A 24208-nucleotide genomic window follows, 5' to 3' on the forward strand; every position below is an offset into this window, starting at 1 on the left:
AAAGTCAGCAGTTGGTTTCGCCTCATGCTATCGTCGAAAAGTTCATATGCGATAATTGCACTTATCACATAAGCAGATTTGACCGTTCTTTATAAGGTGGGCTACAAGCGCGGCTGAGGAGCGAGGCGCGTCGTGAGCACCGAAACCGCCCGGGAAGGGCCAGAAATCCCCGTAGCGCCGCCTGAGGCTGTCCTGCCGGCCGTCAGGGCGCCGGCCGACCTTGCGTGGACGATCGTGCAGATGCGCGCCGGCGAGCGCATCACCGTCAACGAGGGCCTGATCGCCGCCTATCAGGCCGCTTCATCGCCCCATAGCATCCGTGCGCTCAAGTCCGACGTCGAGGCGTTCGATGCGTGGTGTAGGCGCAACAACCGGATCGCGCTGCCGGCCACGCCCGAGACCGTGGCCGATTATCTCGACGCGCGGGCCGGGAAGGGGAGCCGGCCGGCCTCGCTATCCCGCTACAAGGCGTCGATCGCCAAGATCCACCAGCTGCTCGAGCTCAAGGATCCGACGCCGGCGCCGCTGGTGAAGCTGCGGCTCCAGACGGTGCGCCGCGAGAAGGGGGCTGCGCAGAAGCAGGCGCGGCCGCTGCGGTTCAAGGGCCCGGTGCGCGACGTCGAGCGCGACAAGGCGCGGGGGCTCAACATCCGCGCGCTGCTCGAGAGTTGTGGCGAGGATCTGCCGGGGCTGCGTGATCGGGCGCTGCTATCGGCCGCTTATGACACCGGGCTGCGCGCCTCCGAACTGGTGGCGGTCGCCATTGAGCATATTGAGGAGGCGATCGATCCCGAAGCGCGGCTGCTGCAGATTCTGCGTCATAAGGGCGATCAAGACGGGGAGGGGGCGACCGCCTACCTCAGCCCGCGCACCGTCGCGGCGATCGCGGCGTGGACCGAAGCGGCGGGGATCACGACAGGGCCGCTGTTCCGGCGGGTGCAGGTGCGGCGCTACAAGGCGCGGGCAGCCGTGCGCGGTCGGCCGATCGACAGCATCTCGGGCCGGGAGACGTGGGATCTGCGCAAGACGCTGTCCAAGCCGGCGGTGAAGGCGCGCGTCGAATATGACATCGGCACCGTGGCGCTGCACCCGGGCTCGATCGGACCAATCTTTCGGTCGATCATCGGCCGCGCGTTCGACCGTGGCGCGCTGCCCGATTTGACGGCGGACGATCTGGCGCGGTTGCTGAAGGGGATCAGTGCGCACTCGACGCGGATCGGGCTCAATCAGGACCTGTTCGCCAGCGGGGAGGATTTGGCCGGCATCATGGACGCGCTGCGGTGGAAGTCGCCGCGGATGCCGCTCGCTTATAATCGCAATCTCGCGGCAGAGCAGGGGGCGGCGGGGCGCCTTATGGCGAAGATTGGCTAGTCATGACGGCCTAAATAGGTCTTTGGATGATGCCGTGCGACCACACGACGGCGGCAGGTAGATCGAGGGATTTGCGCAGCGGCAAGAACCGGAGAAGGGAGGCTGAGCCCCCGGGGTCTTGAGCTACAACGTTAAGCCTAAGAAACGGGCAGGGGCCTGGTAGCGCGTAGTGTATGAGCGAAGCCACCATCGCTCAAACTCATCAGCACAGTCCAATTTCGAAGAGGAAACAAGAAAGTGGTTCCGGAAACGGTATGGATCTTATCCTGTGTAAACGCTCGCGCTAAATGGCGGCGTTCTGATCGCGCTATTTGTCAGTTGCCGGGTCCGATGACGAGGCAATCGCGCGCGGCCTGAACGATGTCAGCGGTGACCTCCTCGACGCGGTTGAGGGTCATGATCCGCCGCATCTGCGCGAACAGGCGCTCCATGAGCCGGAAGTTGCCGCGCGTGATGCGGATCACGGCTGCCTGCGCTTCGATCGCGTCGAGTTGGGCCGGGTCGAAGCTGATCCCGAAATCGCCGGCGTGGGTCGCGAGCAGCAGCCGCATTTCGGTCTCGGTAAGCGGTTTGAACTCGTGGACGAAGCCGATCCGCGAGTAGAGCTGGGCATAGCGGGCGAGGCGCTTCTCCAAGCCCGGCATACCCATCAGGATCAGCCCGAAGCCGTGGCGATCGGCCATGTCGCGGAGATGTTCGAGCGACTTTATGGTCAGGCGGTCGGCCTCGTCGACGATGACGAGGGGGCAGGCGATGCGGGCGGCGTCATGGGTGATTTCGTCCTGCGAGCCGCCCGCGACCGTCAGCCGGGCATAGCCCAGCTTAATGAGGTTGAGGCCCAACACCGCGTCGATCGTCTTGGGCGTGTTGCTGACCGACACGGTGTAGAAGACGGCGCGGCAGCGAGCGACCTTTTCGCCAAGGAGCGCGGCAATGGGACGGAGCGCGGCATATTCCCCCAGGTCGGGGAAGCTGGAAAACTCGCGCGCCGATCGCGTCTTTCCGACGCCCGGCCGGCCATGACACACGCCGATATAGCGGTAGTGCGCGCAGGCTTCGGCAAACTCGACGAACCGGGCATGTTCGCGGGTCGCCAGGAACGGCTGCTCGACCAGGAACTCAATCGTCAGCGGCGTAGAGCCGGAGCCCTCGGTAGGTGGTGGGCCGGGAAGCCGTATCCTCTTGGTCGCCATCGAAGGTCTCCGTGGGGGCAGGCACCTGCTTGTCGCGCTCCTTCGCGCCGCGCCGGGCGCGCTGGATCGCGCGCAACGACGGGTGCCCAGCGTGCTCGGAGCTGAGCGCACGGCAGACGAACCGGCCCTGGTGGTAGACGTGGATCTCGGTCAGGTCGCGGGGGTCATAGACCGCCTCGACCTGCTCGCCGACGAAGGCCGCGAGCGTGGGTTCGACATAGCGCCTGCCCATCAGACGGATGCCGTCGCGCAGCACTTTACGGGGCTTGGGCACGTGCACGAGCAGCATGTCGAGCTGTTCAAGGCTGTCGGGCATTGCGGGCAGGAACCCGCCCTTCTGCCAGCGCGTGATCGGCGGTTCGCCGGTGCTGCCATGCGGGCGACGATGATAGACGCCGCACACGAACGCCTCGAAGCGGGCGCGCAGCTCGTCGAGCGTGAGCACTGGCGCCGACAGCGGCTTGCCCGCGATCAGGTGGCCGGGCAGGTCGGGCAGGAACATGTCGTTGATGGTGCGGAACAGCCGCTCGATCTTGCCGCGCCCGCGAGGACGCCCCGGCAGCGAATGGATGAGGCGGATTTTGAGGGCGATGCACGCCTGCTCGATATGCTCGGAGATGAAATCCGAGCCGTTGTCGACGTAAAGCTGTTCGGGAATGCCGCTGACGATCCATTCGGGATTGGGCTTGCGCCAGATCGCCTGCCGCAAGGCGAGCGCCGTGTTGAGGGCACTGGGGGCATCGAGGCTGAGGAAGTAACCGGCGATGGCTCGGCTGTGATCGTCAACGATGACGGTCAGCCAAGGACGCACCGGGGTTCCGGCATCATCGAGCACGAGAATGTCGAGAACGGTATGATCGGCCTGCCACATCTCGTTCGAGGTCGCGGCTTCGCGCCGATGCACTAGCTCGTGCTGGTCGCGGTAGACGGCCGGATCGGAGGCTGCGGCGATCTGGCTTGCCGGTATCGCCCTGACGACACGCGCGACGGCCGCATAGCTGGGGGTTCGGTGTCCATGCGCGATGGCGAGTTCCTGCACCTTTCGGTGAATGGCGGCGACCGGGGGTCGCGGGCGCTTGGTGGCGAGAGTGCGGGTCAGTTCGACCAGATGTTCCGGCAGGTGCAGCCTGCCCCGATCGTTGCGCGGCAGACGCGCGAGACCGGCAAGTCCTTCGGCACGGTAGCGCCCGAGCCAGCGCTGCAACGTCCGCTCGCTCAGCGTGCCGGTGCGGGCGAGGTCCGCGAGCGGGATGCCATCGGCGAGGTGCGGTTCAAGGACGCGGTAGCGCTCGATCGCCAGCGGCGGGACAAGCGCCGGATGCGTCACCGCCGACGGTCCGTGTCGCAGGTAAGGAAAACGGAGATTTGCCTGCCCATCGCCATGCGAGTCCGCTCGCGTTGCCAAACCGGCCTGTTCGACGTAAATCTACCCGGTAAAGAAAACTAGGGCAACATAGACCTGCCGATGACGACTTTCTTCCCAAACCGCGCCCGATCGGGGCGCCACCGGCCCTACGCATGAAAATCGGTTACGCCCGCGTATCGACCGCCGAGCAGAACCTGGACCTCCAGCGTGATGCGCTGAAGGCTGCCGGCTGCGAGAAGGTCATCACCGACAAGGCCTCCGGGGCGACTGCCGCTCGCCCTGGATTGGAAAAGGTGAAGGAGCTGCTTCGCGCCGGCGACACACTGGTGGTCTGGCGCCTCGACAGGCTCGGCCGCTCGCTCCGTGATCTGATCGGATGGATGACCTACCTCGACGAGGAAAAGGTCGGGCTGCTGAGCCTGCACGAGGCGATCGACACGACCACCACGTCGGGCAAGCTTACCTTCCACCTGTTCGGGGCATTGGCGGAGTTCGAGCGCAACCTGATCCGCGAGCGGACCCAGGCCGGTCTCACCGCAGCCCGCGCTCGCGGCAAGAAGGGTGGCCGGCCGGCCGCACTCGGCAAGGACAAGCGCGACCTGCCCGTCAGGCTCTACCACGAGAACACGATGCCGATCGCCAAGATTTGCTCGATGCTCGGCATCTCCAAGCCAAAACTCTACGCCTATGTGCGATCGGCCGAGACCAAGCCGGTAGCCGCGTAGCGACGCTCGCCGACAAATAGCGCGATCAGAATGCCGCCACTTAGCGCGAGCGTTTACACCGTTCGCGGTCCCGATCGGCCCAGCGTCCCCCGGAACCGTTCGTTATCGGGAAGGCATCTAAGCGGTCTGCACCATCCTTCATCTAAAGTTCTCCAAGCGCTTCTGAGGATTTTCGGGCGCACCAAAAGCACTTGCTCCTCCAGTGGCTGGAGCATGTAACCGCAATTTGCTCTCCTGCGGACGGGGGGCTGGAGGTGGCTTTTTGACGGCCCGTGTTGAAGCAATCGGTATGTCTCGACGCTCATTAGTGGCGCGGCTGGTGGCCTGTGGAACCGGCTTGGTGCTCGGTTCTCCAACGCTCGCGCGACAGACTTCCCGGTCTGCGGGCTCGTGGAACTTCGGTGCGGCTCACCTCGAATGGGAGCCGCTGGAAGTCGGCACGGGTGATACCCTCCTTGTTTCGGCACAAGTGCGCGGAGTGCCGGTGCGGGCGGTGCTCGACAGTGGCAGCGGCGCGTCGATCATGAGCACGGCGCTCGCGGCGAAGCTCGGCTTGAACGATGGTGAGCGGCGCATGATTAGCGGGCTGAGCGCCAAGGCCCCGGTGCTGCTGGTCCGCGACATCGACGTACAGCTCGCCCGCGAAACCCGTCGCTTACCCTTTGCCGTCGTTGGTGATCTGAGTTCAGTGTCGGCGGCCTTCGGACGACCGATCGATATCCTCCTCGGTGCCGATATGTTCACGGGTAGCTGCATCGCGCTCGATTTCGCGAAAAGGCGTATGGCGGTCGTCAAGTCAGGCACGTTTCTCGCCGGTCCCGACTGGCGCGCTGTCGCGCTCGGGCGCGGTGCCAAGCAGGAGCTGTTCATTCGAGCTTCCGTCTCGGGTTTGCCTCCCGTGCCCTTGATGATCGATCTTGGCAGCTCGGCCGCGCTGATGCTCTCGTCGGCTATGCCCGCGATCAAGGGCTGTTGAACGGGAAGCTCGTCTCGACCGCGGCGATCGGCGGCGTCGATGGTGTGCGTATCAACGATGCTTTCACGATCCAGAACATCAACATCGAAGGGCTTGGCGTCTCGAACGTCCCCACACTCGGGATGAGAGCTTGGCTCTCCACCAGCACGGTTGGCAATGTCGGCCTACCGCTGATCGCTCAATTCGACGTGGTGTTCGACGTGACCGCCGGATTCGTGTGGCTCCGGCCACTCGGTCCTCGTCGTCGCCTGCCGATGCTGAAGGACCGTAGCGGCCTTGGCCTCGCAGCCTCACCAACGGCGCTCACCGTTGTTCATGTGGCGGCGAACAGTCCCGCGGAAAAGGCTGGCTGGGCGGTCGGCGACCGGATCGTGGCGGTGAACGGCCATTCGATCGATGCGAACTATACGCGTGGGGAGCTCTGGCAAGTGCGCTCCCGGCCTGCTGGCACCCTCGTAAAGCTGACGATGGCCTCGGGTGATGTGCGCGAGCTCAGGCTGGCCGATTATTATTGATCGGCTTGAGGGTGGCCTTTGCCGATCGCCTTCATGATCCGACAATCGGCCATGCGCGCCTTGGTGCAGCTCTGGCTGAGCATTGCCAACTCATCCCGCAACACCGCGAGTTGCGCCAGTCTCTCCTCCACATCCTTGAGGTGCTGAGCAGCGATAGCTGAGGCGGCACCACAATCCTGGTCCGGGTTCTGCGCCAGCCCCATCAACGAACGGATCTCGTCGACGGAGAAGCCAAGCCGGCGACCGTTGCGGATGAAGTGCAAACGCTCAATGTCACTGGCATCGTAGGTTCTGCGACCCGACGCCGTGCGAGGGGCGGATCGGAGCAACCCGATCGACTCATAAAAGCGGATCGTCGTCACCTTCGTCGAGGTCTCGCTGGCGAGCTGCCCAATCATCACCGGCTTCATCATGCCATCCTTGCTTATGCGAACGTGTCGCACATTTCGCTTGCTTCTACAGCGACTGGAGGTGGTAAGGAAGGCCGCATGAATGCTTCTACCGAAAGCTGCGGGTGCCACGGGGAGCCCGCGCGCGCGCAAACCGATCCGGCCTATCGCCGTGCGCTGCTGACCGTCGTGGTGCTCAACCTCGGCTTCGGAGTCGCCGAGCTGTTCGGCGGGTTCATCGCCGATAGCCAAGCGCTGAAAGCGGATTCCCTCGATTTTCTCGGGGACGGGTCGATCAGCCTTATCGGTCTTCTCGCGCTTGCCTGGTCCGCACGGGCGAGGGCAAAGGTCGCGCTGACGCAGGGGTTGTTTCTCGGTGCGCTTGGCGTGGGCGTAATCGGTTTCGCGATTTGGCGCGTCCTGAACGCAACCGCGCCCGATGCCGAACTGATGGGCACAATCGGCGTTGTCGCGCTCGCGATCAATGTCGTGTCCGCCTTGGTGCTTGCGCGTTTCCGGGAAGGGGACGCCAATGTTCGCGCGATCTGGCTGTTCAGCCGCAACGACGCGCTCGCCAACGTGGCGGTGATCGCCGCGGCCGGTCTGGTGGCGTGGACAGGAAGCGCCTGGCCGGACCTCGCCGTCGCCGGCCTCATCGCCCTCCTGTTCCTCCACTCCGCTTATGAAATCGTCACTGGCGCTCGGCGCGAATTGGGAGAGCGGTAGTGCGTCTGCTCGCGTTGATCCGGGCAATGCTCTCGTTGCGGCTGCTCTCCGCGCTCGCGGCGCTGCTGATCCCTGCTGCGGCAATCGCCGAACCCGGCGACGTGCAAACCGCATGGCGGCTGCTCGACTATATGGCCGTCGATTATGGCGGCGCGGTCGCCAACGGTCGGATCAAGAGCACGTCGGAATATGCCGAGATGACGGAGTTCGCCGCGTCGGTCTCGACACGGCTTCAGGGCCTGCCGGCGAAGCCGGAGCGTCAAGCCCTCATCCAGCGGGCTGCCAACCTCCAGGCGGTGATCGCGGAAAAGGGACCGACTGAACAGGTGGCAACATTGGCGCACGGGCTCGCGGCCGATCTGTTGCGCGCCTACCCGGTGCCGCTCGCGCCCGATAAGGCTCCGAACCTCGTCTCCAGCGATGCACTGTTCCGACAATCCTGCGCGTCCTGCCACGGGATGACGGGCAACGGCCGTGGCCCTGACGCCGCCAAGCTCGCTACGCCCCCGATTGCTTTCACCGATGCCGAGCGCGCGCGCCAGCGCAGCGTGTTCGCGCTCTATCAGGTGGTGACGCAAGGCATCGACGGGACCGCGATGCAGAGCTTCGCCGATCTGCCCAACGATCAGCGCTGGGCGTTAGCATTCCGAGCCGGGAGCTTCGCCTTCACGGATGCGCAGGCGCGCGAAGGCGAGCGGCTTTGGAAATCCGACCCGACCCTTCGCCGGCGCATTCCGGACCTGAAAACCCTGGTCGCGCTCACCCCGGCCGCGCTCGGCGCGGCGATCGGCGACGCCAAGGCTGACCCAGTGCTCGCGTTCCTGCGTCGTCATCCCGAACAGGTGATACAACAGGCTCCCGGCTCGCTCGCGGTCGCCCGCGCCAAACTCGCCGAAAGCGTGGCGGCTGCGCGGCGCGGCGATGCGCGCATGGCGAAAGAGCTGGCGCTGTCGGCCTATCTCGATGGGTTCGAGCCGATCGAGCCAACACTCACCGCGCGCGACGCGACGCTGATGGGTCGAATCGAGGGCGCGATGGGGGAGTTCCGCGCCTCGATCGACCGGGGCGCGTCGCCCGATGATCTCGCGGAGAAGGTCGCAGTACTGGGCGGCCTTTTCGACGATGCGGAAGCGGCGCTCGCGCCTGATGCCGCCACCGAAGCGTCCACGTTCCTGGGCGCGTTCACGATCCTGCTGCGTGAAGGGCTCGAAGCCCTGCTCATCGTTGTCGCCATGATCGCGTTCCTGCGTAAAGCCGAGCGCGGCGAGGCGCTGCGGTACGTGCATGGCGGCTGGGTCAGCGCGATCATCGCGGGCGGGATCACCTGGGCGGTCGCCACCTATGCGATCGGGATCAGCGGTGCGAGCCGGGAGCTGACGGAAGGGTTTGGCTCGCTGTTCGCCGCGGTCGTGCTGCTCTCGGTCGGGATTTGGATGCACGGCAAGGCGCAGGCCGATCAGTGGCAGCGCTATATTCGCGAGAAGATGTCGCGGGCGCTCTCGGGCGGGTCGGGCTGGTTCCTGTTCGGGCTGGCGTTCGTCGTAGTTTATCGCGAGGTCTTCGAGACGATCCTGTTCTATGCCGCGCTTTCGGCGCAAGGTGACAACGGGATGCTTCTCGCGGGGGCCGGGTCGGCGATTGGACTGCTCAGCCTGATCGCTTGGGCCATGCTTCGCTACAGTCGCAAGCTGCCGATCGCGCAGTTCTTCCGCTATAGCTCCTGGCTCATGGCGGTCCTGACCGTCGTGCTGGCGGGTAAAGGCGTCGCCGGGCTCCAGGAAGCCGGCCTTATCAACATCGCACCGCTCGCGGACGTGCCACGGCTGTCGATGCTCGGCGTGTTTCCCACTTGGCAATCGGTGCTGGCGCAACTCCTGATGGCGGTCGCCATTGCGGTCGGGTTCGCCTGGAACGGGCGCGACCGATCCCGCTCGGGTTCCGGCTCAGTGACCCTTGGTTCGAATTAGTGCAATGACATGAAAACCCTTCCGTGATAGAGGCAAGCTAGTGCGAGCCTTTTTGCCTTTCCTGACATGCCTGATGCTGGTCCTGACCAGCTTCTCCGGCATGGCCCATGCCGCCGATCTGGCGGGGGGAAGCATCGCGGGCGTTGAGTTCACGGTCCATACCGCCGGTGACATCGATCAGGTGCCATCGGACTCGGACAAGAATGTCCCGCATCATCACAATTATTGTCACGGACACGACGTCGGCGCGCCTGCGCGCACGACGATGGAATATACCCCCGTCCTCACAGTGCCCAAGCCGACAATCTCCGCCTCTGCGTCGCTCGACGGCCGCACCGGCATGGTCCATTTGAGGCCCCCCCAAGCCTGACGTCCGATTTGGGCGTGCGTTGGCGCGCCCCTGTCGATCATCGTCAGGAGTCCTATTTTCATGAATCGTATCCTCGCGGCCATGCTGGCCGCAGCGTCTTGCGCCACGATGGCGCAGGCGCAGGTCGGACCGTCCGCGCCTGTTGCGCAGGATGCGCCGGTCTACACGCTTGACCAAGCGGTCAGTGCAGCGGGCGGTTCGGCCCCTGCTGCGGAAGCGGCGACAGCTGGAATCGACGCGGCCCGTGCAGGTCGCACAGTCGCCGGCTTGCGGCCCAATCCGGTGGTTCAAGGCCAAGTCGAGAATGTCATCGGCTCCGGGCCGTATCGGGGGGTCCGCAGCGCGGAAACCACGGTCGGCTTTGCGATCCCGATCGAGCTAGGCGGCAAGCGCGGCGCCCGCGTCGCGGTCGCCAATGCGCAATTGTCCCGGGCCGAGATCCAGGCCGCGATCATCGCGGCGGATGTCCGGCTTCAGGTAACGCAGCTCTATGTCGAAGCGGTCGCGGCCGATCGCCGGGTAATGACAGCCCGCGATCAGGCCCGGATCGCCAGCGATGCGCTGCGGGCCGCGAGCGTTCGCGTGCAGGCAGGGCGGGCATCGCCACTCGAGCAACAGCGCGCGGATGTCGCGCGTATCAATGCCGACGCCAATGTGGAGCGGCAGCTTCGCTTGGCCGAGGCGGCCCGCGCCAATCTGGCGCGTCGGATCGGACGGCCGATCGACGGCCTGCTCGATGACACGCTGCTCGATCGCCTTCCCGATGTGAACGTCTATGGGCCGTTGGCACCGGTCAACACGACCGGCACACTCGCGCTGGCGGCAGCCAACGCGGATTTCTCCATTGCCGAAGCCGGCGTGCGGCTCGCGCGCGCCAATCGCGTGCCTGACCTGAACGTCGGGCCGTCGATCCGCCGCCTGGAAGCGACCAACGACATGGCGGCGGTGTTCAGCGTGTCGATCCCGATCCCGGTGTTCAACAATGGTCGCGCCGCGATTGCGCAGGCGACCGCGCAGCGGACCCAGGCGGATGCGCAGCGCCGCGTGACCGCGCTCGACATCGAACAGGCGATCACGGACGCGCAGGCGCAGGCGGCCAATGCCGCAACGACGGCTCGTGCGGCGTCGGGGCCGGCGCTGGCGGCTGCACAGGAGGCCGCCCGCATCGCGCGGATCGGCTATCGCGAGGGCAAGTTCGGCCAGCTCGAATTGCTCGATGCTGAACGCACGCTCGCCGAAACGCGGGTCGCCGCGATCGACGCGCTTGCCAATTAGGCCCAGTCGGCCCGAAGCTGCGATTTTGGCCAGGTTGAAGAACGAACACTGAACGCTTGATTGATTCTACCAGGACCGTTGCTGACCACCGACCTCGTAGATATCGGCTTCCATGGAGCAATTGTAGCTCTCTGCGATGTTGAACATCTCGGAGAGGAGGCTTTGGATTTCCTCATCAAGGGAAATGCCATCCGGATCGGGGTCATAGGCGACGGTCAGTTTGTAATCACAATTGCCGTTTTTTACCATGGCGTAGTCGCGTTCCAGCATCGCCTCAATCCGCTCCCGAGCGGGTTTTCTACCTCTTCCACGCTTGTTGAAGTTCTCGATAATCAGATGCAGGGCGATGCTGGCAGTGGGCGGCTTTTCCGGCAGTTTGGTCTGTGACGGAATAATGTCGAGCGCCCGATAGACGGTCATTCGTGAGACCTTCAGGTCGCGGGCAACGCGGGCCTTGCTGGCGCCGGCGGCAAGGCGACGGCGGATTTCATCGTCATCGACGTTCTTCTTCCGGCCTTTGTAAACGCCTTCGGCGCGCGCCGCTTCGATCCCGGCGCGCTGACGATCCTTGATGAACTTCAGCTCCATATCGGCGACCATGCCGAGTATGGTGATGACCATTCGCCCCATGTCGCCCGCCGTCGTCACCTCTGGCTCAAGGATGCGCAGCGAAGCTCCCTTTTCATCAAGCTCATGCACCAGGTTCAGGACATCGCGCGTGGAGCGGCCGAGCCGGTCGAGCCGCAGCACGACCAGCTCGTCGCCGGTGTGCATAAACTGCATGATCGTTTCCAGTTCCGTGCGCCCGCTCCGCGAGGCCCCCGATCCGGTCTCGGAACGGATAATTTCGCAACCTGCATTCTTGAGGCGGCCAATCTGGATATCCAGATCCTGGTCCGTGGTGCTGACGCGGGCATATCCGATACGAGCCAAGTGCAAAATCCGTCACATTAGGGTGGCTCTTGCAGTGTATCGTCACATTGAGCGCAAACCCACCCTTTTGTGACAGACGAATGGTGTCACTCGGCCCTATCACTCTGGGGTGTACCCAAATGTTATAGGCCGATCAGCCGCCTCACGCTGCAAGCCGTCCAAAATCAATCCGGTCGTTCAGGTCGAGGTCGAAGCGGCCATAAGGGTTCACATGACTGTAGATCAACGGCGTGAGACCACGATAATCTTCCGGCGTCATCCGCCCCGCCCACTTCGGCTCAACCAGTACGGTCTGAAGCATGCGGGTGTTCACATACACCAGCGACGCTTGCAGGAGGTGTAGCGCCAGAACGGAGATTTCCTGCTCATGGATGCGGTTGGTGGCGATCTCGCCGCCCTTGCCGAAGAACACGAAACCATTAGCGCCGTTCCAGTTCTCAACCACATTCAGCCCTTCGTGGATCTCGCGGCGGAATGCCTCCTGACGCAAATACCGGCATAGGAAGATTGTTTTGACCGCGCGGCCGAGTTCACTCAGCGCCTTGTAGGTCGGGTGCATCACTTCGGCTCTGGCAAACCGGAGCAGGATCGCTTCCGGATCGGCGGTGCGCGATTGCATGGCAGCGGCATATTTGACCATTTCGTCATATTGTTGCTCGATCTCGTCCCAGTCGATCGGGCTGGAGAGGATCGGCAGTAAATTGGAAAGCCGCGTGCGCATGCCGGCTTGGGGAAGGGCCAGTTTCTGGCGTGCCACTGCTTTCAGCCGCGGGGCAAGCTCAAATCCAAGGAGTCGGCAGAACGCAAAGCCGACTGCGCTCTGGCCGTGGCTATCGACGTACTGGCGCTGGATTTCCATGTCGGTGCAATGGCGTAGCACGCCTTCGATCATGGAGGCGACCTCCGAGGAAGAGCACCGCTTGAGCTGGGAATAAACGCAGGTCGCGCGCTTCTCCACATGCCAGTAGATCATGACGCCACGGCCGCCATAGCGGGCGTGCCATTCCGTCATCAGGTTGCGGTCCCACGCGCCGAACTTCGTTGAATCGGACGCGCATGCCGTGCCCGCATCTCCCCATACTGCGGCATTGCGGATTGCCAGTGTCGCGTTTGCTACCCGCGCGCACGCCTCCCTCAGCGCTGGCGCGTGGATGAAACGGCGATGGACATGCAGCAATTCCTCGTAACTGACATCGGGTGTTGCGCCAGCGACCCGCTTGAGCCCGGCGTTCGTGCCCAAGCCATAGAGACACAGCAAAAGACGCTGAGCCAAGGCTGCTTTCGACAGGGTAACCCGCGAGGCCGACGTTTCGAAAGCATCCATCAATCCCGTGTCCAGAGCAGCCTCTTTCAACACGTCCAGCAGTCCGGTCATCGGCCAGCGCTGACCGATCTCGCTTTTGATCGAAGCGAGACCCTTCGGTTCGGGCAAGGGCTTGAACGGTGTAATCGATATCCGGTTGTCGCCGCGCCACAGGAGCCGGACCTTGTCGTTTTGTGGAATATTGGCATTGAGGAGCAACAGTTCCCGTTCAAGCTCCTCCCGGATCGAGGCGCAAAACGCCTGCGCATCTGGCGTCAGGCTGAGGCCGGAATAGTACGCATCTCGCCTGATCTCGAAGTCCTTGGGAAGATCGTCATCGGGATTGCGATAGCGATCCGCCCCGACCACCCAGATTTCTTTGGAGCGGATGCGGTCGCGCAGTTGCGTCAGGACGCAAAGCTCATAGCCGATCCGGTTTACCCGCCCATCGTCATCAATGACGGAACTGCGCCATCGCGCTGGAATCACCTCATCGATCGGAACATCCTGCAATGGCACGAAGCGGCATCCGCCATCCACCTTGCTCCTGATCCAGTCGAGGGCCGCCAGGACCGGCCGCCACACCGCGTTGTTCGACCGGAACTCAAGTACGGAAAGCAGGCTTGGCAGCATGCGCCGGTAATGATTGGCCCAGGAACCACGCATCACCTTGTAGATGCGCCGGTCCAGAGCGCCCTTCGCATGGCTCTCCTTGACGATCGCCGCCAGCTTGGCCTTACCGGCGATCGGGAAAATGACATCGCAGATGCGCCCCGATGGTTCATTGATCGAGGCGCTGGCGATCTCGACCAGCAGGCGCTCCTTTCCATAGACCCGCTCGATGTCTTTCGCGATATCGCCCACCACCTTGCGTTTCGAGCGCGTTCCGATCTTGTGAACGGTTTCGATCAGCAGGTCGATCATCGCGTCAGTGAGTTGCGCCTCCCGCGACATTAGATAAATCGCATAAAGGCCGAGCTGTCGCGCCGGCGCATGCCGGCGCATCTCCGAGGCCTTTTCACCGGCAACGCGGCGAACAATCTGATCGACCCATGGCTTGCCCGTAGCCGTCAGGAGATCATGGGGAAGATCAAGTCTCTGGATAAAGGCGAGTTTCTCGGTCACGTCGAGAATGTTGTCGAGCGTTGCCTGTCCGGCGTCACCCTTCATCCTGTTGAATCCGGTCGAGCTGTCCGGATCGGCAAGCGAGGCGGCTCTGTTGCAAAGATTGGCGGCAGTCACAGGTAGGCTGTCGCTCTGCGCCGATCAGGCGGCTGCTGCGAAATGGTGGTTGAGCATGTCCATGGCCTCCGTCAGTGCCGAGGGCCCAATGCCGAAAGCTCTCTCCACAAGGCGCACCTCTCCCCTGATGCCGGGCTGCAGGCACCAGGGACGAGCCTGTCCTTTGCGCAGGGCTCGCATGACTTCGAATCCCTTGATCGTGGCATAGGCCGTGGGGATCGATTTGAAACCGCGCACCGGCTTGATCAGCATCTTGAGCTTTCCGTGATCGGCCTCGATCACGTTATTGAGATACTTCACCTGCCGGTGGGCCGTCTCCTGGTCCAGCTTTCCTTCGCGCTTCAATTCGGTGATCGCTGCACCATAGCTCGGCGCTTTGTCAGTATTGAGCGTGGCCGGCTTTTCCCAGTGCTTCAGGCCTCGCAGGGCCTTGCCCAGGAACCGCTTCGCTGCCTTGGCGCTGCGGGTCGGCGACAGGTAGAAATCGATCGTGTCGCCCCGCTTGTCGACTGCCCGGTACAGGTAGGTCCACTTGCCCCGCACCTTGACGTAGGTTTCATCCAGGCGCCAGCTCGGATCAAAGCCACGCCGCCAGAACCAGCGCAGCCGCTTCTCCATCTCCGGGGCGTAGCGCTGGACCCAGCGATAGATCGTCGTATGGTCGACCGAAATGCCGCGTTCCGCCAGCATTTCCTCAAGGTCGCGATAGCTGATCGGATAGCGACAATACCAGCGCACCGCCCACAGGATCACATCACCCTGGAAATGGCGCCACTTGAAATCCGTCATCGCTCCATCCGTTCAATCTCCGCCAAGCATGCTCAAGCTTCACGATTTTTGCAACAGAGCCATCTCGCCTGCTATGCCACCTTTTGCGCACGCGCGGGCGGGATCGGCCTGCCCGCGAACGAGGCACGGATCGTCGCCTACCTCGAGGATTGTGAACGGCGCGAGCTCAAGCCGGCGACGGTCGGGCGGCGTCTTGCCAGTCTGGCGGCGGTGCATGGCCTGCTCGGGGTGGCGACACCTACCCAGGGGAGCATCGTGCGCGACGCGCTGCGTGGGTTTCGGCGCCGGGTCGATGTCACGCAGCGTCAGGCCGGGCCGCTGCGGTTTGGAGAGGGGCTGGGCAGCGCTCCGGCAAAAGGGTTTACCCTGAGCGCGCTGTTGCAGGCATGCCCTGGAACATTGCCTGGTTTGCGCGATGGGGCGCTGCTCAGCCTCGCCTACGACACCGGGTTGCGCGTGTCCGAACTGGTGCGGGTGGCGTGCGACCATATCACAGTCGAACGCGATGGTTCGGCAGTCCTGACCGTTCCGCGCTCGAAGACCGATCAGGAAGGGCAGGGGGCCTATGCCTGGCTCTCGCCCGACACGATGCGGCGCGTGTCTGCATGGCGGACAAGCGGCGGGATTGCCGAAGGCCCGCTGTTTCGCCGAATCGGCGTGGTGCGGACCAAGGCTCGCGCTGCCGAGGCCCCTGCCGCCTTGCCTGCCCCGCCGGGGTTCAGGTGGCGGCTGCCCGCAGGATCGCCATCGCCTGCCGAAGCTAAACCCGTGCTGGCATCGACGACCTATGTCATCGGCGAAGAACCGCTGACACCGGCGGCGGTGCGACTGATCATCAAACAAACCGCCCGGCGCGCGGCAGACGAACACATGGTCAATCTGTTCGGAAAGGAGCTCGATGCGGCGATTTCAGCGCTCAGCACGCATTCGCTGAGAGTAGGTCTAACGCAGGATCTGTTCGCCAGCGGAGAAGACGCCGGGCCGATTGCGCAGGCTCTGCGTTGGTCCTCGACATCGACCGCGCTGCGCTATGGCCGCAAGCTGGCCCCGTCGTCCAATGCCACCGCGCGCATGCTGCGCGAAGTGCGGGGATAGAGGAGGTGCTCTTGGCCAGGAGTGTGCGGAAACCGGGAAAACCCGTTGCCATCAATTATGGCAGAGCGGCATCAGTTCGTCTTCGGCGGTGACACTAACTTTGGCAGCCGACAGAAAACGGATCCCCCACCGTTTCGAGGCGAGGCCGCCCGGCCAGATGGAGACCGCATTGCCAGGAAATAATATCGATTTCCTCGATTTCGTAATTCTGTAGGCGTAGCGCGGCGGCGTAACCTGTCCAGCTCGCCCGCAGATTCCAGGCTGGGGCAAAGGAAGTCGCACAAATCCGCGCATCAAGCCGCCCAATCGCCGCGCCAGCATCGGCGATCGCGGCCACCAGATCGGGCGTCCAAGCGATGCCGGTAAGGGGCGGGGGAGGGTGCTTCACGGACAAATTATAGCCTGACGAGTGATGTTTAGTCCATATGCCGGTTGATTAAGTGTTGATAATGGCTGCTTATCGTAACTACGCAAAACTCAGATTAGCGATTGCATGATTGCATTTTACTAGTTTCCGATGTGAATTGCCGCTATATTAGCGGCGATGGCCACCTCGGCCGCCAACATGGAGTCCGCGCATGGCCAGCGTCACGATCCGCAACCTGTCTGAAGAAACCAAGGGTCTGCTTGCCCAGCGTGCTTCACGTAGGCGCCATAGTCTCGAGGAAGAACTGCGCCAGATTCTCGATGAAGCTGCGCGCGCAGAAGTGGGCAACCCCGATGCGCTCGAGCCGCTCGGCAGCTTCATCGTGCGCATCACGCGGCCAGGCTATGACGATGTCGCCGCCGCGATCGATGCGCAGCGCCAGCGCCCTGATCGAGCGTTGCCGGTCTTCGAATGATCTACCTGATCGATTCCAACGTGGTTTCCGAGTCGATGCGGCCAGCACCCTCGGCTCGTGTGGTGACATGGCTCGATCGCCATGCTGGCAACTGTGCTATGCCGACTGTTGCGATCTTCGAGGTACGTGCCGGGATCAACTCCATGCCACCCGGGCGCCGCCGCGACGAACTGATGGGGGCGTTCGAGCGTATCGTTGCCCGATTTGGTCCGCGCGTCGTGTCCTTCGACCGGCCTTCGGCGGAAATGGCGGCCGAACTGGCCAGCGTCAGTGCCAGCGCTGGACGGACCATGACGACTGGCGACGTCCAGATTGCCGGTATCGCAGGGGCTTACGGGCTCACATTGGTGACCCGGAACGTGAAGGATTTTGCAGCTACCGGCATCGACCTGGTCAATCCTTGGGGCGATTGATGCGGCGACCGATCATCGCACCGCCAGCCCGGCTGCTTGCGGCCCAAGCACCCGACGAGAAAAGTCCTGACATGCGCGAACCCGTCCGCCCTCAAAAATCATCGGTCCGTACCCGAAAGATCGTTCCTTTATCTGTCGAACCAGCAGATCTGATCGGAGATGTGCGCGCACTGGCAGGTGCAGGCATTCGCATCGACGAGGCGCTGCTCGATGCAGCCATGCGTGGCTGGTCCGAAAACACACGCCGCGCCTTCCGCTCTGACCTGACCTTGTGGGGGCAATGGTGCCGATTGCGCCGCGTTGAGCCTGCCGTTGCAAGGCCTGCCGACGTTGCTGCCTGGATCCGAGCCCTTTCCGGTACTGAGACTTGTGACCTCAAAACCCGCGCAATGGCGACGATCGAGCGCTACCTCGTCCATGTGGGCTGGGCTTACCGCATGGCGGGTCTCACCGATCCAACGTCGGACCCCTTGGTCAAGTTCGAGCGCAAGGCGGCCCGTAATCATCTAGGCGTGCGGCAGCGGCAGGCGCATGCCATTCGCTTCAAAGGCGACATTGCCGATCTCGACAGCCCTGCCTCGGGGGTGTGCCTCGCGCACCTGCTCAAGGCCTGCCGCCGCGACGAGCTGGGTTTGCGCGATGCCGCGTTGTTACGCATTGCCTATGATACGGCGGCGCGGCGATCTGAACTGGTGGCGATCAATGTTGCGCACATTGAAGGCCCTGATAGTGAGGGCGCAGGGATCCTTCACATTCCCTCGAGCAAGACTGACCGTAAGCAAGCTGGTGCGCAGGCTTACCTTTCTCCAGCAACCATGATGGCCATCACGCGTTGGTGCAAAGCTTCTGAAATCGACCAGGGGCCGCTGCTGCGCCGGGTCACGACGCATTTTGACGGATCAATCGATGGTATCGGTGCAGAGCCGCTACACCCCAACAGTATCACGCTCATTTACAAGCGGCTTATTCGCCAAGCCTGGGAGAAGGGCTTGCTGGGGCAGATGAGCGAGGCCGAGCTTAGTCGCTGGTGCAAGGCGATTTCGTCGCATTCCATTCGTGTCGGCGTAGCGCAGGATAACTTTGCCGCAGGTGAGGGGCTACCAGCGATCATGCAGGCTTACCGCTGGCGCGATGCACGCACGGTGTTGCGCTATGGCTCAAAACTTGCTGCCAAAAGTGGCGCGAGCGCCAGACTGGCAAAGCGGTTCTCCGATCAGTAGCGCGAACAACACGCCGAATGCCGTGCAGATTGAATGCAGCCCAATATGGCGCGACGATTGGAGTTCAGTGCACGCAATTGCGCTCTACTTTGGCGCCCGACAGTTGTCCCCGGCGTGGTCTATACCACCTTTCACCACCCCGAAACGCAGGCCAATCTCGTCACGACCGAGTTCTCCGACTGGGCGACCAATTGCCCGGAATACAAGGTGACCGCAGTGCAGGTATCGGCGTCCAACGGGCCAAGTGACTGGCAGGAAAACTATGCTGCGCTCACCACCCGCGCGCGCCGCATCGAGGCGATCTGATGGACGAACAGCGGCTTGTAAGCATGGCCAACCAGATTGCCCGCAATCTGGCGGCGCAAGGTGAGGATGCCGCCGTTTCGGCAATGGTCCAGCATATCGTGGATTTCTGGGATCCGCGCATGAAAGCTGCGATATTGCTCGCTGACCCGCAGGGCTTGGATCCGATAACTGCGACGGCGATTTCAAGACTGGGTGTTGATTGTGAAGCAGCGTTGGAGTGGGACCCGCTCTGACGGGAGGTAATGCATTGATTTCTATCCTTATACTGGCGCATGCCGGGGTCCCGATCGGCGCCGATCGGGACCCCGGTCAAAACCAACTTTTTACGGCAATTCAAAATGATAGATCGTGAAGTAGGAGGGGCCCGTTCCAGCGCCGATCCACAGGTTTGTGCGAGCGACAGCGTTACCAACTAGTTTGGGGGCCGGCTATCAAGTTGACCAAGCTGTGGAGCGCAGGAATCGCGCCAACCGTGGGTCGTAAGTGCTACCGCCGCACGTACAAGCCATAGCGAGTGGTCTTGTTCGGGTGAGCGTCATATGGCTGCCAACTCGGTCCCGTCTTCTCGGCCTTCACGGCGGCCAATGCCACCTTGGCCTTGAATATGGGGCTGTCGTTCCGGCGCGGTCGTCTGCTCTCCTGTCACGCGGCATGATGGCCGCCATCAGACAGAAAATCCACTAATCGCCCTGTCCAGAATCGCCGCCCAGCATAAGATTACTCGGCTTGCCATTTCTTGAGTCGATAATCGATTTGCGCGCGTGTGACACCGAGCAGCTTTGCTGCCCGAGCCACATTGTCGTTTGTCGCGGCAAGAGCTGCCTTGATCGCCGCGCGCTCCAAGCCTTCAAGGTTGAGGCCTTGAGAGTTCAGTGCGTCTAGGATTGTCGCGGGCAGACCATCCAGATCATCTGAGCTGTGGGCCAGATTGCCTGCTTCATCCAGTTGCATCAGTCTTTTGGCAGCTTCTGCCAATTGGCTTTGGGGGAAATGGCCAACTTCGATCATTTCCCCTCGCTGGCACATGATAACTGCGCGTTCGATGACATTTTCAAGTTCTCGGATGTTCCCGGGCCAGTTGTGTGCCAGCAGCATCCGGTAGGCTTGCCCCGAAATCCCGGAGACATTTCGATCGTGACGTGTGCTGAACATCTTTAGAAAATGATCGATCAGCACCGGTAGATCATCCGTGCGCTGGCGCAGAGACGGAATCTGTATCGGAAATACGTTCAATCGATAATAGAGGTCGGCGCGGAATCGTTTTTCCTGGACTGCTACTTCAAGATCTTCGTTTGTAGCGGCAATAACTCTGACATCGGCTTGAAGTGTCTTGTTGCTGCCAAGCCGCTCGAATTTATGATTCTGGAGAACCCTAAGAAGCTTGCCCTGCGATGATAGCGAAAGCGTGCCGATTTCGTCGAGAAAGATGGAACCGCCATTCGCTTCTTCAAACCTGCCGGGCCGCGTGGCACCTGCGCCCGTAAAAGCCCCCTTTTCCACGCCAAACAATTCGGCTTCAAGGAGATTTTCTGGAATGGCGGCGCAATTGATCTCCACGAACGGATTCCCGCTACGAGGGCTTCGATCATGGATCTGTCTCGCAAAAACGCTTTTCCCGACGCCGCTTTCACCCAGCAGGAGTACGGTCGCGCGTGTGTCGGCTACCTGATTGACGTTATGCTGGACGGCATTGAACGCGGTGGACCGACCTACAACGATTCCACTTGCATTATGGGCTTGCAGTAAGAGTTCAGGCTGTAAGGAAATCGGACCGGTGGCGGTTGTGGCATCATCTTCGCTCATTTGGAGCGCGGAGTAATAGACCATGTCTTCAGTACTATCACTCCACTGATCGGCAAATTTTGCGATGCCGCTGCAATGATCATGGCCGCCCGAACAGCATGCAAGCTCTCGGAAATGTACTGGCGCGCCATAACATGTGGTCAAAAAACCAGCAGCATAGCCAACTGTCATCCAGCAGCCCGATTCCGAGTTATGGAAGCGCCGCTCGTCATCGCCGATGCGTTCGATACTGTTCTTCCAAACGAACTCGATGTGGCAGCGCCGCCTATTTTCATCGAGGTCGATGTTGATCACGGCAACGGCAACCATACCGTGGAGGGTATGCATTTGCCCACCGGTCAGCAGCATTTCCTCCCACGATTGTGCCGGATTTCTCTCAAGTGAGGCCTTGGCGTCGCGACAGCCGGCTGAATAACCGAGCCGCGTTATTAGCGCCCGTGCCTGATGGTAGCCAAGCAACGGCAAAAGTTCGGATCGGAGCTGCGCAAGCCAACTGGCGTGCAAGAGGGTGACCCGGCTCTGGTCCAGCCAGATCAATCCCTCGGGAAGATCAAAGTGCAGCCGTTCGATGAGGCCGGCAATATCGCGCTTCGTAGCCGTCAGGCTCACATTCGGAGTCCATTTCACCGATTCTGAATGGTCCACACGATGCTGGTTCAAGACACCCTCCTCGATGTCGGAATATTCCGAGATTGTGATTATTTGACATCGGAATATTCACAGTTTTTGCGATGCCTGCAAGCTGAAACGACCAATGTCAGACGCAGCCGCGACCGTCGGTGTGCAGCAGGATGGCGAATAGCGCCCATCAAACAGCCATTTTCTGTGATCAAGCCAAGCGGCTGAAAGCACGCTGGCGAAATTGGCACGGTCCTTGCTGATCTCGGTCGGGACAGCGCCCAAGTTTCTACCTGGCGCTAAAAAAGAACAATCACTGGGAGAGATCTGATGGAAAATAAGAACGTACGTTCCGGTTGTCAGGCTGCAGGTTTGGCCCTCGCGGTAGGATTGCTATATGCACCTGTCGCATCTGCCCAGGAAGCTAGCACCACAGATCAAGCACCCGATGGAGGCATCGGGGAAATTATCGTCACGGCGCAGAAGCGCAGTGAACGGCTGTCGGATGTGCCTCTTTCCATCACCGCCGCGACGGGAGAACAGTTGCGTTCGCGGGGTGTTACGTCAACGTTCGATTTGGAGCGGGTTGTGCCAGGCTTCACGGCCCAGCAAAGCGCCTATGGCCCACCAGTCTTCACCATTCGCGGCATTGGGTTCTATGACACCTCGACGGGGGTCAGTCCGACCGTCAGTGTCTATGTCGACCAGGTTCCGCTGCCCTATTCGGTAATGACGCCTGGCGCCTCACTCGACCTTGAGCGGGTGGAAGTGCTGAAGGGCCCCCAAGGCACACTTTTCGGGCAAAACTCCACCGGCGGGGCAATCAACTACATTGCTGCGCGGCCGACCGATGAATTCCGCTTCGGCGGAAGCGCCACGTATGGCCGCTTCAATCAGTTCGACGTCGATGGCTATGTGAGCGGCCCGTTGGCGGAAGGTGTCAAGGCCCGGCTTGCTGTTCGCCATGAAGACCGGGGGGACTGGCAGTATAGCCAGACACGCAATGACACGCTCGGTCGCCGTAACTTTACCACGGGGCGCCTGCTGCTCGATGTCGAGCCCAGCGACAAGCTGAAGCTTCAGTTCAACCTGAATGGCTGGATCGACAAGTCCGACAGCCAGGCCGCGCAGTACATTGCCTATGCGCCGACCAACCCGGTGGGCTTTCCCGAAGAAAAGGCCTTTTTCGCCACAGCGGTAAGAGCGCCCAACAACGCACGCGTTGCGGATTGGGACCCCGGTGTCGATTTCCGGCATGACGACCGGTTCTATCAGGGGTCATTGCGGGCGGATCTCGAATTGTCGCCAAGTGTGACGCTAACTTCGATCACGGCTTACACTGACTTCCGCGGTCGTAACCCCAATGATTCCGACGGCGTGGCGTTCAATGATCTGTTTTTCCTGATCAAGTCTGACATCAGCTCCTTTTCGCAGGAACTGCGCCTTTCGGGTGATACGCCCGGCCTGAAATGGATGGTTGGCGGTAATTATCAGCGCGATACTGCGGACGAAGATCAGCTCGGCACAGTTTCGGGCAGCAACTCCGGCATCGCCACGCCGGCGTTTGTCAACCGCTACCGTAACTTCGACATCCGTAACGATCAGAAGATCAAGACTGCCGCCGTGTTCGCGAGCGTCGACTACGAGATCGCACCAAAGGTTACGCTGCAGGGTTCCGTCCGTTATACGGATCAGCGTCGCAGCGCCAATGGCTGCCTGTTGGATGCGGGCGACGGGTCTTTCGGAACAGCCTTCGGCAACCTCTACAGTCTTCTTCAGACGATCGGATCGGGGGTCCCGACCACAATCACCATTCCGAAGGGCGGATGCGTTACTTCCGACGCGAACTTCCTGCCCGTGACCAACGTTCCGGGGACGCTCAACGAGGACAATCTCTCATGGCGCGCGGGGCTGAGCTGGAAGCCCAACAGCGATCTGCTGCTTTATGCCAACGCAACGAAGGGTTTCAAGGCGGGGAGCTTTGCCGGTGTGCCGTCGTCCTCGGTCACCCAGTATATTCCCGTAACGCAAGAGTCCGTCTTGGCTTATGAAGCCGGGTTCAAAACGTCACTGCTTGATCGCCGTGTCACGCTGGAAGGCGCGGCCTTCTACTACGATTATCAGGACAAACAGATCCTGGGCTTCATTAATACCGGCTTCCCCCTGGGCACATTGCCAAAGCTGGTGAACATTCCCAAGTCGCGGGTAGCGGGCTTCGAATTGTCGACGACCATCCGCCCGGTTGCTGGGCTGAGCCTGCGCGGCGCAGCTTCCTACATCAACTCCAAGGTGACGCGGAACTACCAGACACCCGATTCTGGCGGCACCCTTGTCGATCTCAAGGGCGAAGGGTTCCCTAACACGCCCAAGTGGCAGATTTCGGGCGGCTTCGATTACGAGGTGCCTGTCTCAAGCGCGATCAATGGCTTTATTGGGGCGGATGTGAACTATCGTTCCAAGACGGTCGCGGCCTTCGGCAGCGATCCGCGGTTCGCGATTGATAGCTATGCGCTCCTCAACATGCGTGCGGGCATCAAGAGCAACAACGATAGCTGGCGTGCGGAAGTCTGGGGACGCAACATCACCAACAAGTATTATTGGAACGGCGTTTCGCACGTCATCGATTCCTTCTCCAAGGTTGCGGGCATGCCGGCAACCTACGGAGTAACGGTGTCGTTCCGATACTAATGTCCCGGTGAAGGCGGCCCTTGGGTGACCCTCTCCACACCCAGGGGCTGCGCTTTCCCATCCGATGCACACCATTGTTGCTG

19 protein-coding genes and 3 pseudogenes are annotated in these 24208 nt (G+C 61.9%); 14 read left to right on the forward strand and 8 right to left on the reverse strand.

Translation table 11 applies throughout. The features are described from left to right. Positions 1 to 132 precede the first annotated feature (132 nt). A complete protein-coding gene (locus HUK72_RS26790) occupies positions 133 to 1371 on the forward strand; it encodes a site-specific integrase (protein ID WP_013039113.1) in 1239 nt (412 codons plus the stop codon). Positions 1372 to 1685: 314 nt separating this feature from the next. Here HUK72_RS26790 and HUK72_RS26795 read toward each other — a convergent pair whose 3' ends face one another. Both HUK72_RS26795 and HUK72_RS26800 read right to left on the reverse strand, forming a co-directional pair. Continuing rightward, positions 1686 to 2564, reverse strand: coding sequence for an AAA family ATPase (locus HUK72_RS26795; protein WP_009824028.1), 879 nt, complete (start codon positions 2562 to 2564; stop codon positions 1686 to 1688). Beyond that, on the reverse strand, positions 2491 to 3891 hold the full coding sequence (locus HUK72_RS26800; protein ID WP_004212864.1) for a Mu transposase C-terminal domain-containing protein: 1401 nt from the start codon (positions 3889 to 3891) through the stop codon (positions 2491 to 2493). The genes HUK72_RS26795 and HUK72_RS26800 overlap by 74 nt, the downstream gene beginning before the upstream one ends. 191 nt (positions 3892 to 4082) lie before the next feature. Between HUK72_RS26800 and HUK72_RS26805 the strand changes: the two genes are divergently transcribed. Both HUK72_RS26805 and HUK72_RS27770 read left to right on the forward strand, forming a co-directional pair. Further along, positions 4083 to 4655, forward strand: a complete 573-nt coding sequence (locus tag HUK72_RS26805) for a recombinase family protein (RefSeq protein WP_009824027.1) — start codon at positions 4083 to 4085, stop codon at positions 4653 to 4655. 289 nt (positions 4656 to 4944) lie between these two features. After that, positions 4945 to 6146: pseudogene (locus tag HUK72_RS27770) on the forward strand (aspartyl protease family protein). Here the strand turns inward: HUK72_RS27770 and HUK72_RS26815 are convergent. Next, on the reverse strand, positions 6140 to 6559 hold the full coding sequence (locus tag HUK72_RS26815; protein ID WP_007406847.1) for a helix-turn-helix domain-containing protein: 420 nt from the start codon (positions 6557 to 6559) through the stop codon (positions 6140 to 6142). The pseudogene HUK72_RS27770 and the gene HUK72_RS26815 overlap by 7 nt on opposite strands. A 75-nt stretch (positions 6560 to 6634) precedes the next feature. Between HUK72_RS26815 and HUK72_RS26820 the strand changes: the two genes are divergently transcribed. From HUK72_RS26820 to HUK72_RS26835, 4 genes are all read left to right on the forward strand, one after another. Then, a complete protein-coding gene (locus HUK72_RS26820) occupies positions 6635 to 7261 on the forward strand; it encodes a cation transporter (RefSeq protein WP_176599431.1) in 627 nt (208 codons plus the stop codon). Continuing rightward, entirely contained in the window at positions 7261 to 9228 is a 1968-nt protein-coding gene (locus HUK72_RS26825; RefSeq protein ID WP_176599432.1) for a cytochrome c/FTR1 family iron permease, read from the forward strand. Before HUK72_RS26820 ends, HUK72_RS26825 begins: the two co-directional genes overlap by 1 nt. A 73-nt stretch (positions 9229 to 9301) precedes the next feature. Then, positions 9302 to 9598, forward strand: coding sequence for a hypothetical protein (locus tag HUK72_RS26830; protein ID WP_007406840.1), 297 nt, complete (start codon positions 9302 to 9304; stop codon positions 9596 to 9598). Positions 9599 to 9658: 60 nt separating this feature from the next. After that, a complete protein-coding gene (locus HUK72_RS26835; protein ID WP_176599433.1) occupies positions 9659 to 10873 on the forward strand; it encodes a TolC family protein in 1215 nt (404 codons plus the stop codon). A 66-nt stretch (positions 10874 to 10939) separates the two neighbouring features. On the opposite strand, the gene HUK72_RS26840 is transcribed toward HUK72_RS26835, so the two are convergent. From HUK72_RS26840 to HUK72_RS26850, 3 genes and pseudogenes are all read right to left on the reverse strand, one after another. Further along, entirely contained in the window at positions 10940 to 11806 is an 867-nt protein-coding gene (locus HUK72_RS26840; RefSeq protein ID WP_006953933.1) for a recombinase family protein, read from the reverse strand. 142 nt (positions 11807 to 11948) lie between these two features. Further along, positions 11949 to 14321 (reverse strand): annotated as a pseudogene (locus HUK72_RS26845) (Tn3 family transposase); the annotation flags it as partial. Positions 14322 to 14375: 54 nt separating this feature from the next. Then, positions 14376 to 15140, reverse strand: a complete 765-nt coding sequence (locus HUK72_RS26850; RefSeq protein ID WP_013054031.1) for an IS6-like element IS6100 family transposase — start codon at positions 15138 to 15140, stop codon at positions 14376 to 14378. On the opposite strand from HUK72_RS26850, the gene HUK72_RS26855 reads away from it, so the two are divergent. Then, positions 15117 to 16235: an integrase gene (locus HUK72_RS26855; protein ID WP_084653587.1), complete on the forward strand. Its 1119-nt coding sequence runs from the start codon at positions 15117 to 15119 to the stop codon at positions 16233 to 16235. The two genes, HUK72_RS26850 and HUK72_RS26855, sit on opposite strands and share 24 nt — an antisense overlap. A gap of 94 nt (positions 16236 to 16329) precedes the next feature. Here the strand turns inward: HUK72_RS26855 and HUK72_RS26860 are convergent, their stop codons facing one another. Continuing rightward, a complete protein-coding gene (locus HUK72_RS26860; RefSeq protein WP_176593304.1) occupies positions 16330 to 16572 on the reverse strand; it encodes a hypothetical protein in 243 nt (80 codons plus the stop codon). 241 nt (positions 16573 to 16813) lie between these two features. Between HUK72_RS26860 and HUK72_RS26865 the strand changes: the two genes are divergently transcribed. The 5 genes and pseudogenes from HUK72_RS26865 to HUK72_RS26885 all read left to right on the forward strand — a co-directional run bounded on the left by HUK72_RS26865 (position 16814) and on the right by HUK72_RS26885 (position 19249). After that, positions 16814 to 17077, forward strand: a complete 264-nt coding sequence (locus HUK72_RS26865; protein ID WP_070936387.1) for a hypothetical protein — start codon at positions 16814 to 16816, stop codon at positions 17075 to 17077. Beyond that, positions 17074 to 17490 carry a type II toxin-antitoxin system VapC family toxin gene (locus tag HUK72_RS26870; protein ID WP_084653589.1) on the forward strand — a complete coding sequence of 139 codons (417 nt, stop codon included), beginning with the start codon at positions 17074 to 17076 and terminating at the stop codon, positions 17488 to 17490. Before HUK72_RS26865 ends, HUK72_RS26870 begins: the two co-directional genes overlap by 4 nt. A 71-nt stretch (positions 17491 to 17561) precedes the next feature. Then, the gene (locus tag HUK72_RS26875; RefSeq protein ID WP_070936436.1) at positions 17562 to 18710 is read left to right on the forward strand and encodes a tyrosine-type recombinase/integrase; all 1149 of its coding nucleotides are present in this window, start codon (positions 17562 to 17564) and stop codon (positions 18708 to 18710) included. A gap of 102 nt (positions 18711 to 18812) precedes the next feature. Continuing rightward, a pseudogene (locus HUK72_RS26880) lies at positions 18813 to 19016 on the forward strand (hypothetical protein); the annotation flags it as partial. After that, positions 19016 to 19249 carry a formate dehydrogenase subunit delta gene (locus HUK72_RS26885; protein WP_236036586.1) on the forward strand — a complete coding sequence of 78 codons (234 nt, stop codon included), beginning with the start codon at positions 19016 to 19018 and terminating at the stop codon, positions 19247 to 19249. The pseudogene HUK72_RS26880 and the gene HUK72_RS26885, both read left to right, overlap by 1 nt. Before the next feature lie 484 nt (positions 19250 to 19733). Here the strand turns inward: HUK72_RS26885 and HUK72_RS26890 are convergent, their stop codons facing one another. After that, positions 19734 to 21479 carry a sigma-54-dependent Fis family transcriptional regulator gene (locus HUK72_RS26890; protein ID WP_137866665.1) on the reverse strand — a complete coding sequence of 582 codons (1746 nt, stop codon included), beginning with the start codon at positions 21477 to 21479 and terminating at the stop codon, positions 19734 to 19736. A gap of 288 nt (positions 21480 to 21767) precedes the next feature. On the opposite strand from HUK72_RS26890, the gene HUK72_RS26895 reads away from it, so the two are divergent. Next, the gene (locus tag HUK72_RS26895) at positions 21768 to 24125 is read left to right on the forward strand and encodes a TonB-dependent receptor (RefSeq protein ID WP_137866666.1); all 2358 of its coding nucleotides are present in this window, start codon (positions 21768 to 21770) and stop codon (positions 24123 to 24125) included. Positions 24126 to 24208: the final 83 nt, after the last annotated feature.

This window comes from Sphingobium sp. 15-1 (genome assembly GCF_013375535.1).
Lineage (GTDB): Bacteria > Pseudomonadota > Alphaproteobacteria > Sphingomonadales > Sphingomonadaceae > Sphingobium > Sphingobium aromaticivastans.

Excerpts from the sequence above, each read along its gene's own strand:
- HUK72_RS26795 (WP_009824028.1), bottom strand. The coding sequence starts at position 2,564 with ATGGCGACCAAGAGGATACGGCTTCCCGGCCCACCACCTACCGAGGGC.
- HUK72_RS26805 (WP_009824027.1), top strand. The coding sequence starts at position 4,083 with ATGAAAATCGGTTACGCCCGCGTATCGACCGCCGAGCAGAACCTGGAC.
- HUK72_RS26815 (WP_007406847.1), bottom strand. The coding sequence starts at position 6,559 with ATGATGAAGCCGGTGATGATTGGGCAGCTCGCCAGCGAGACCTCGACG.
- HUK72_RS26820 (WP_176599431.1), top strand. The coding sequence starts at position 6,635 with ATGAATGCTTCTACCGAAAGCTGCGGGTGCCACGGGGAGCCCGCGCGC.
- HUK72_RS26830 (WP_007406840.1), top strand. The coding sequence starts at position 9,302 with ATGCTGGTCCTGACCAGCTTCTCCGGCATGGCCCATGCCGCCGATCTG.
- HUK72_RS26835 (WP_176599433.1), top strand. The coding sequence starts at position 9,659 with ATGAATCGTATCCTCGCGGCCATGCTGGCCGCAGCGTCTTGCGCCACG.
- HUK72_RS26855 (WP_084653587.1), top strand. The coding sequence starts at position 15,117 with ATGGCGCCACTTGAAATCCGTCATCGCTCCATCCGTTCAATCTCCGCC.
- HUK72_RS26850 (WP_013054031.1), bottom strand. The coding sequence starts at position 15,140 with ATGACGGATTTCAAGTGGCGCCATTTCCAGGGTGATGTGATCCTGTGG.
- HUK72_RS26865 (WP_070936387.1), top strand. The coding sequence starts at position 16,814 with ATGGCCAGCGTCACGATCCGCAACCTGTCTGAAGAAACCAAGGGTCTG.
- HUK72_RS26870 (WP_084653589.1), top strand. The coding sequence starts at position 17,074 with ATGATCTACCTGATCGATTCCAACGTGGTTTCCGAGTCGATGCGGCCA.
- HUK72_RS26875 (WP_070936436.1), top strand. The coding sequence starts at position 17,562 with ATGCGCGAACCCGTCCGCCCTCAAAAATCATCGGTCCGTACCCGAAAG.
- HUK72_RS26885 (WP_236036586.1), top strand. The coding sequence starts at position 19,016 with ATGGACGAACAGCGGCTTGTAAGCATGGCCAACCAGATTGCCCGCAAT.
- HUK72_RS26895 (WP_137866666.1), top strand. The coding sequence starts at position 21,768 with ATGGAAAATAAGAACGTACGTTCCGGTTGTCAGGCTGCAGGTTTGGCC.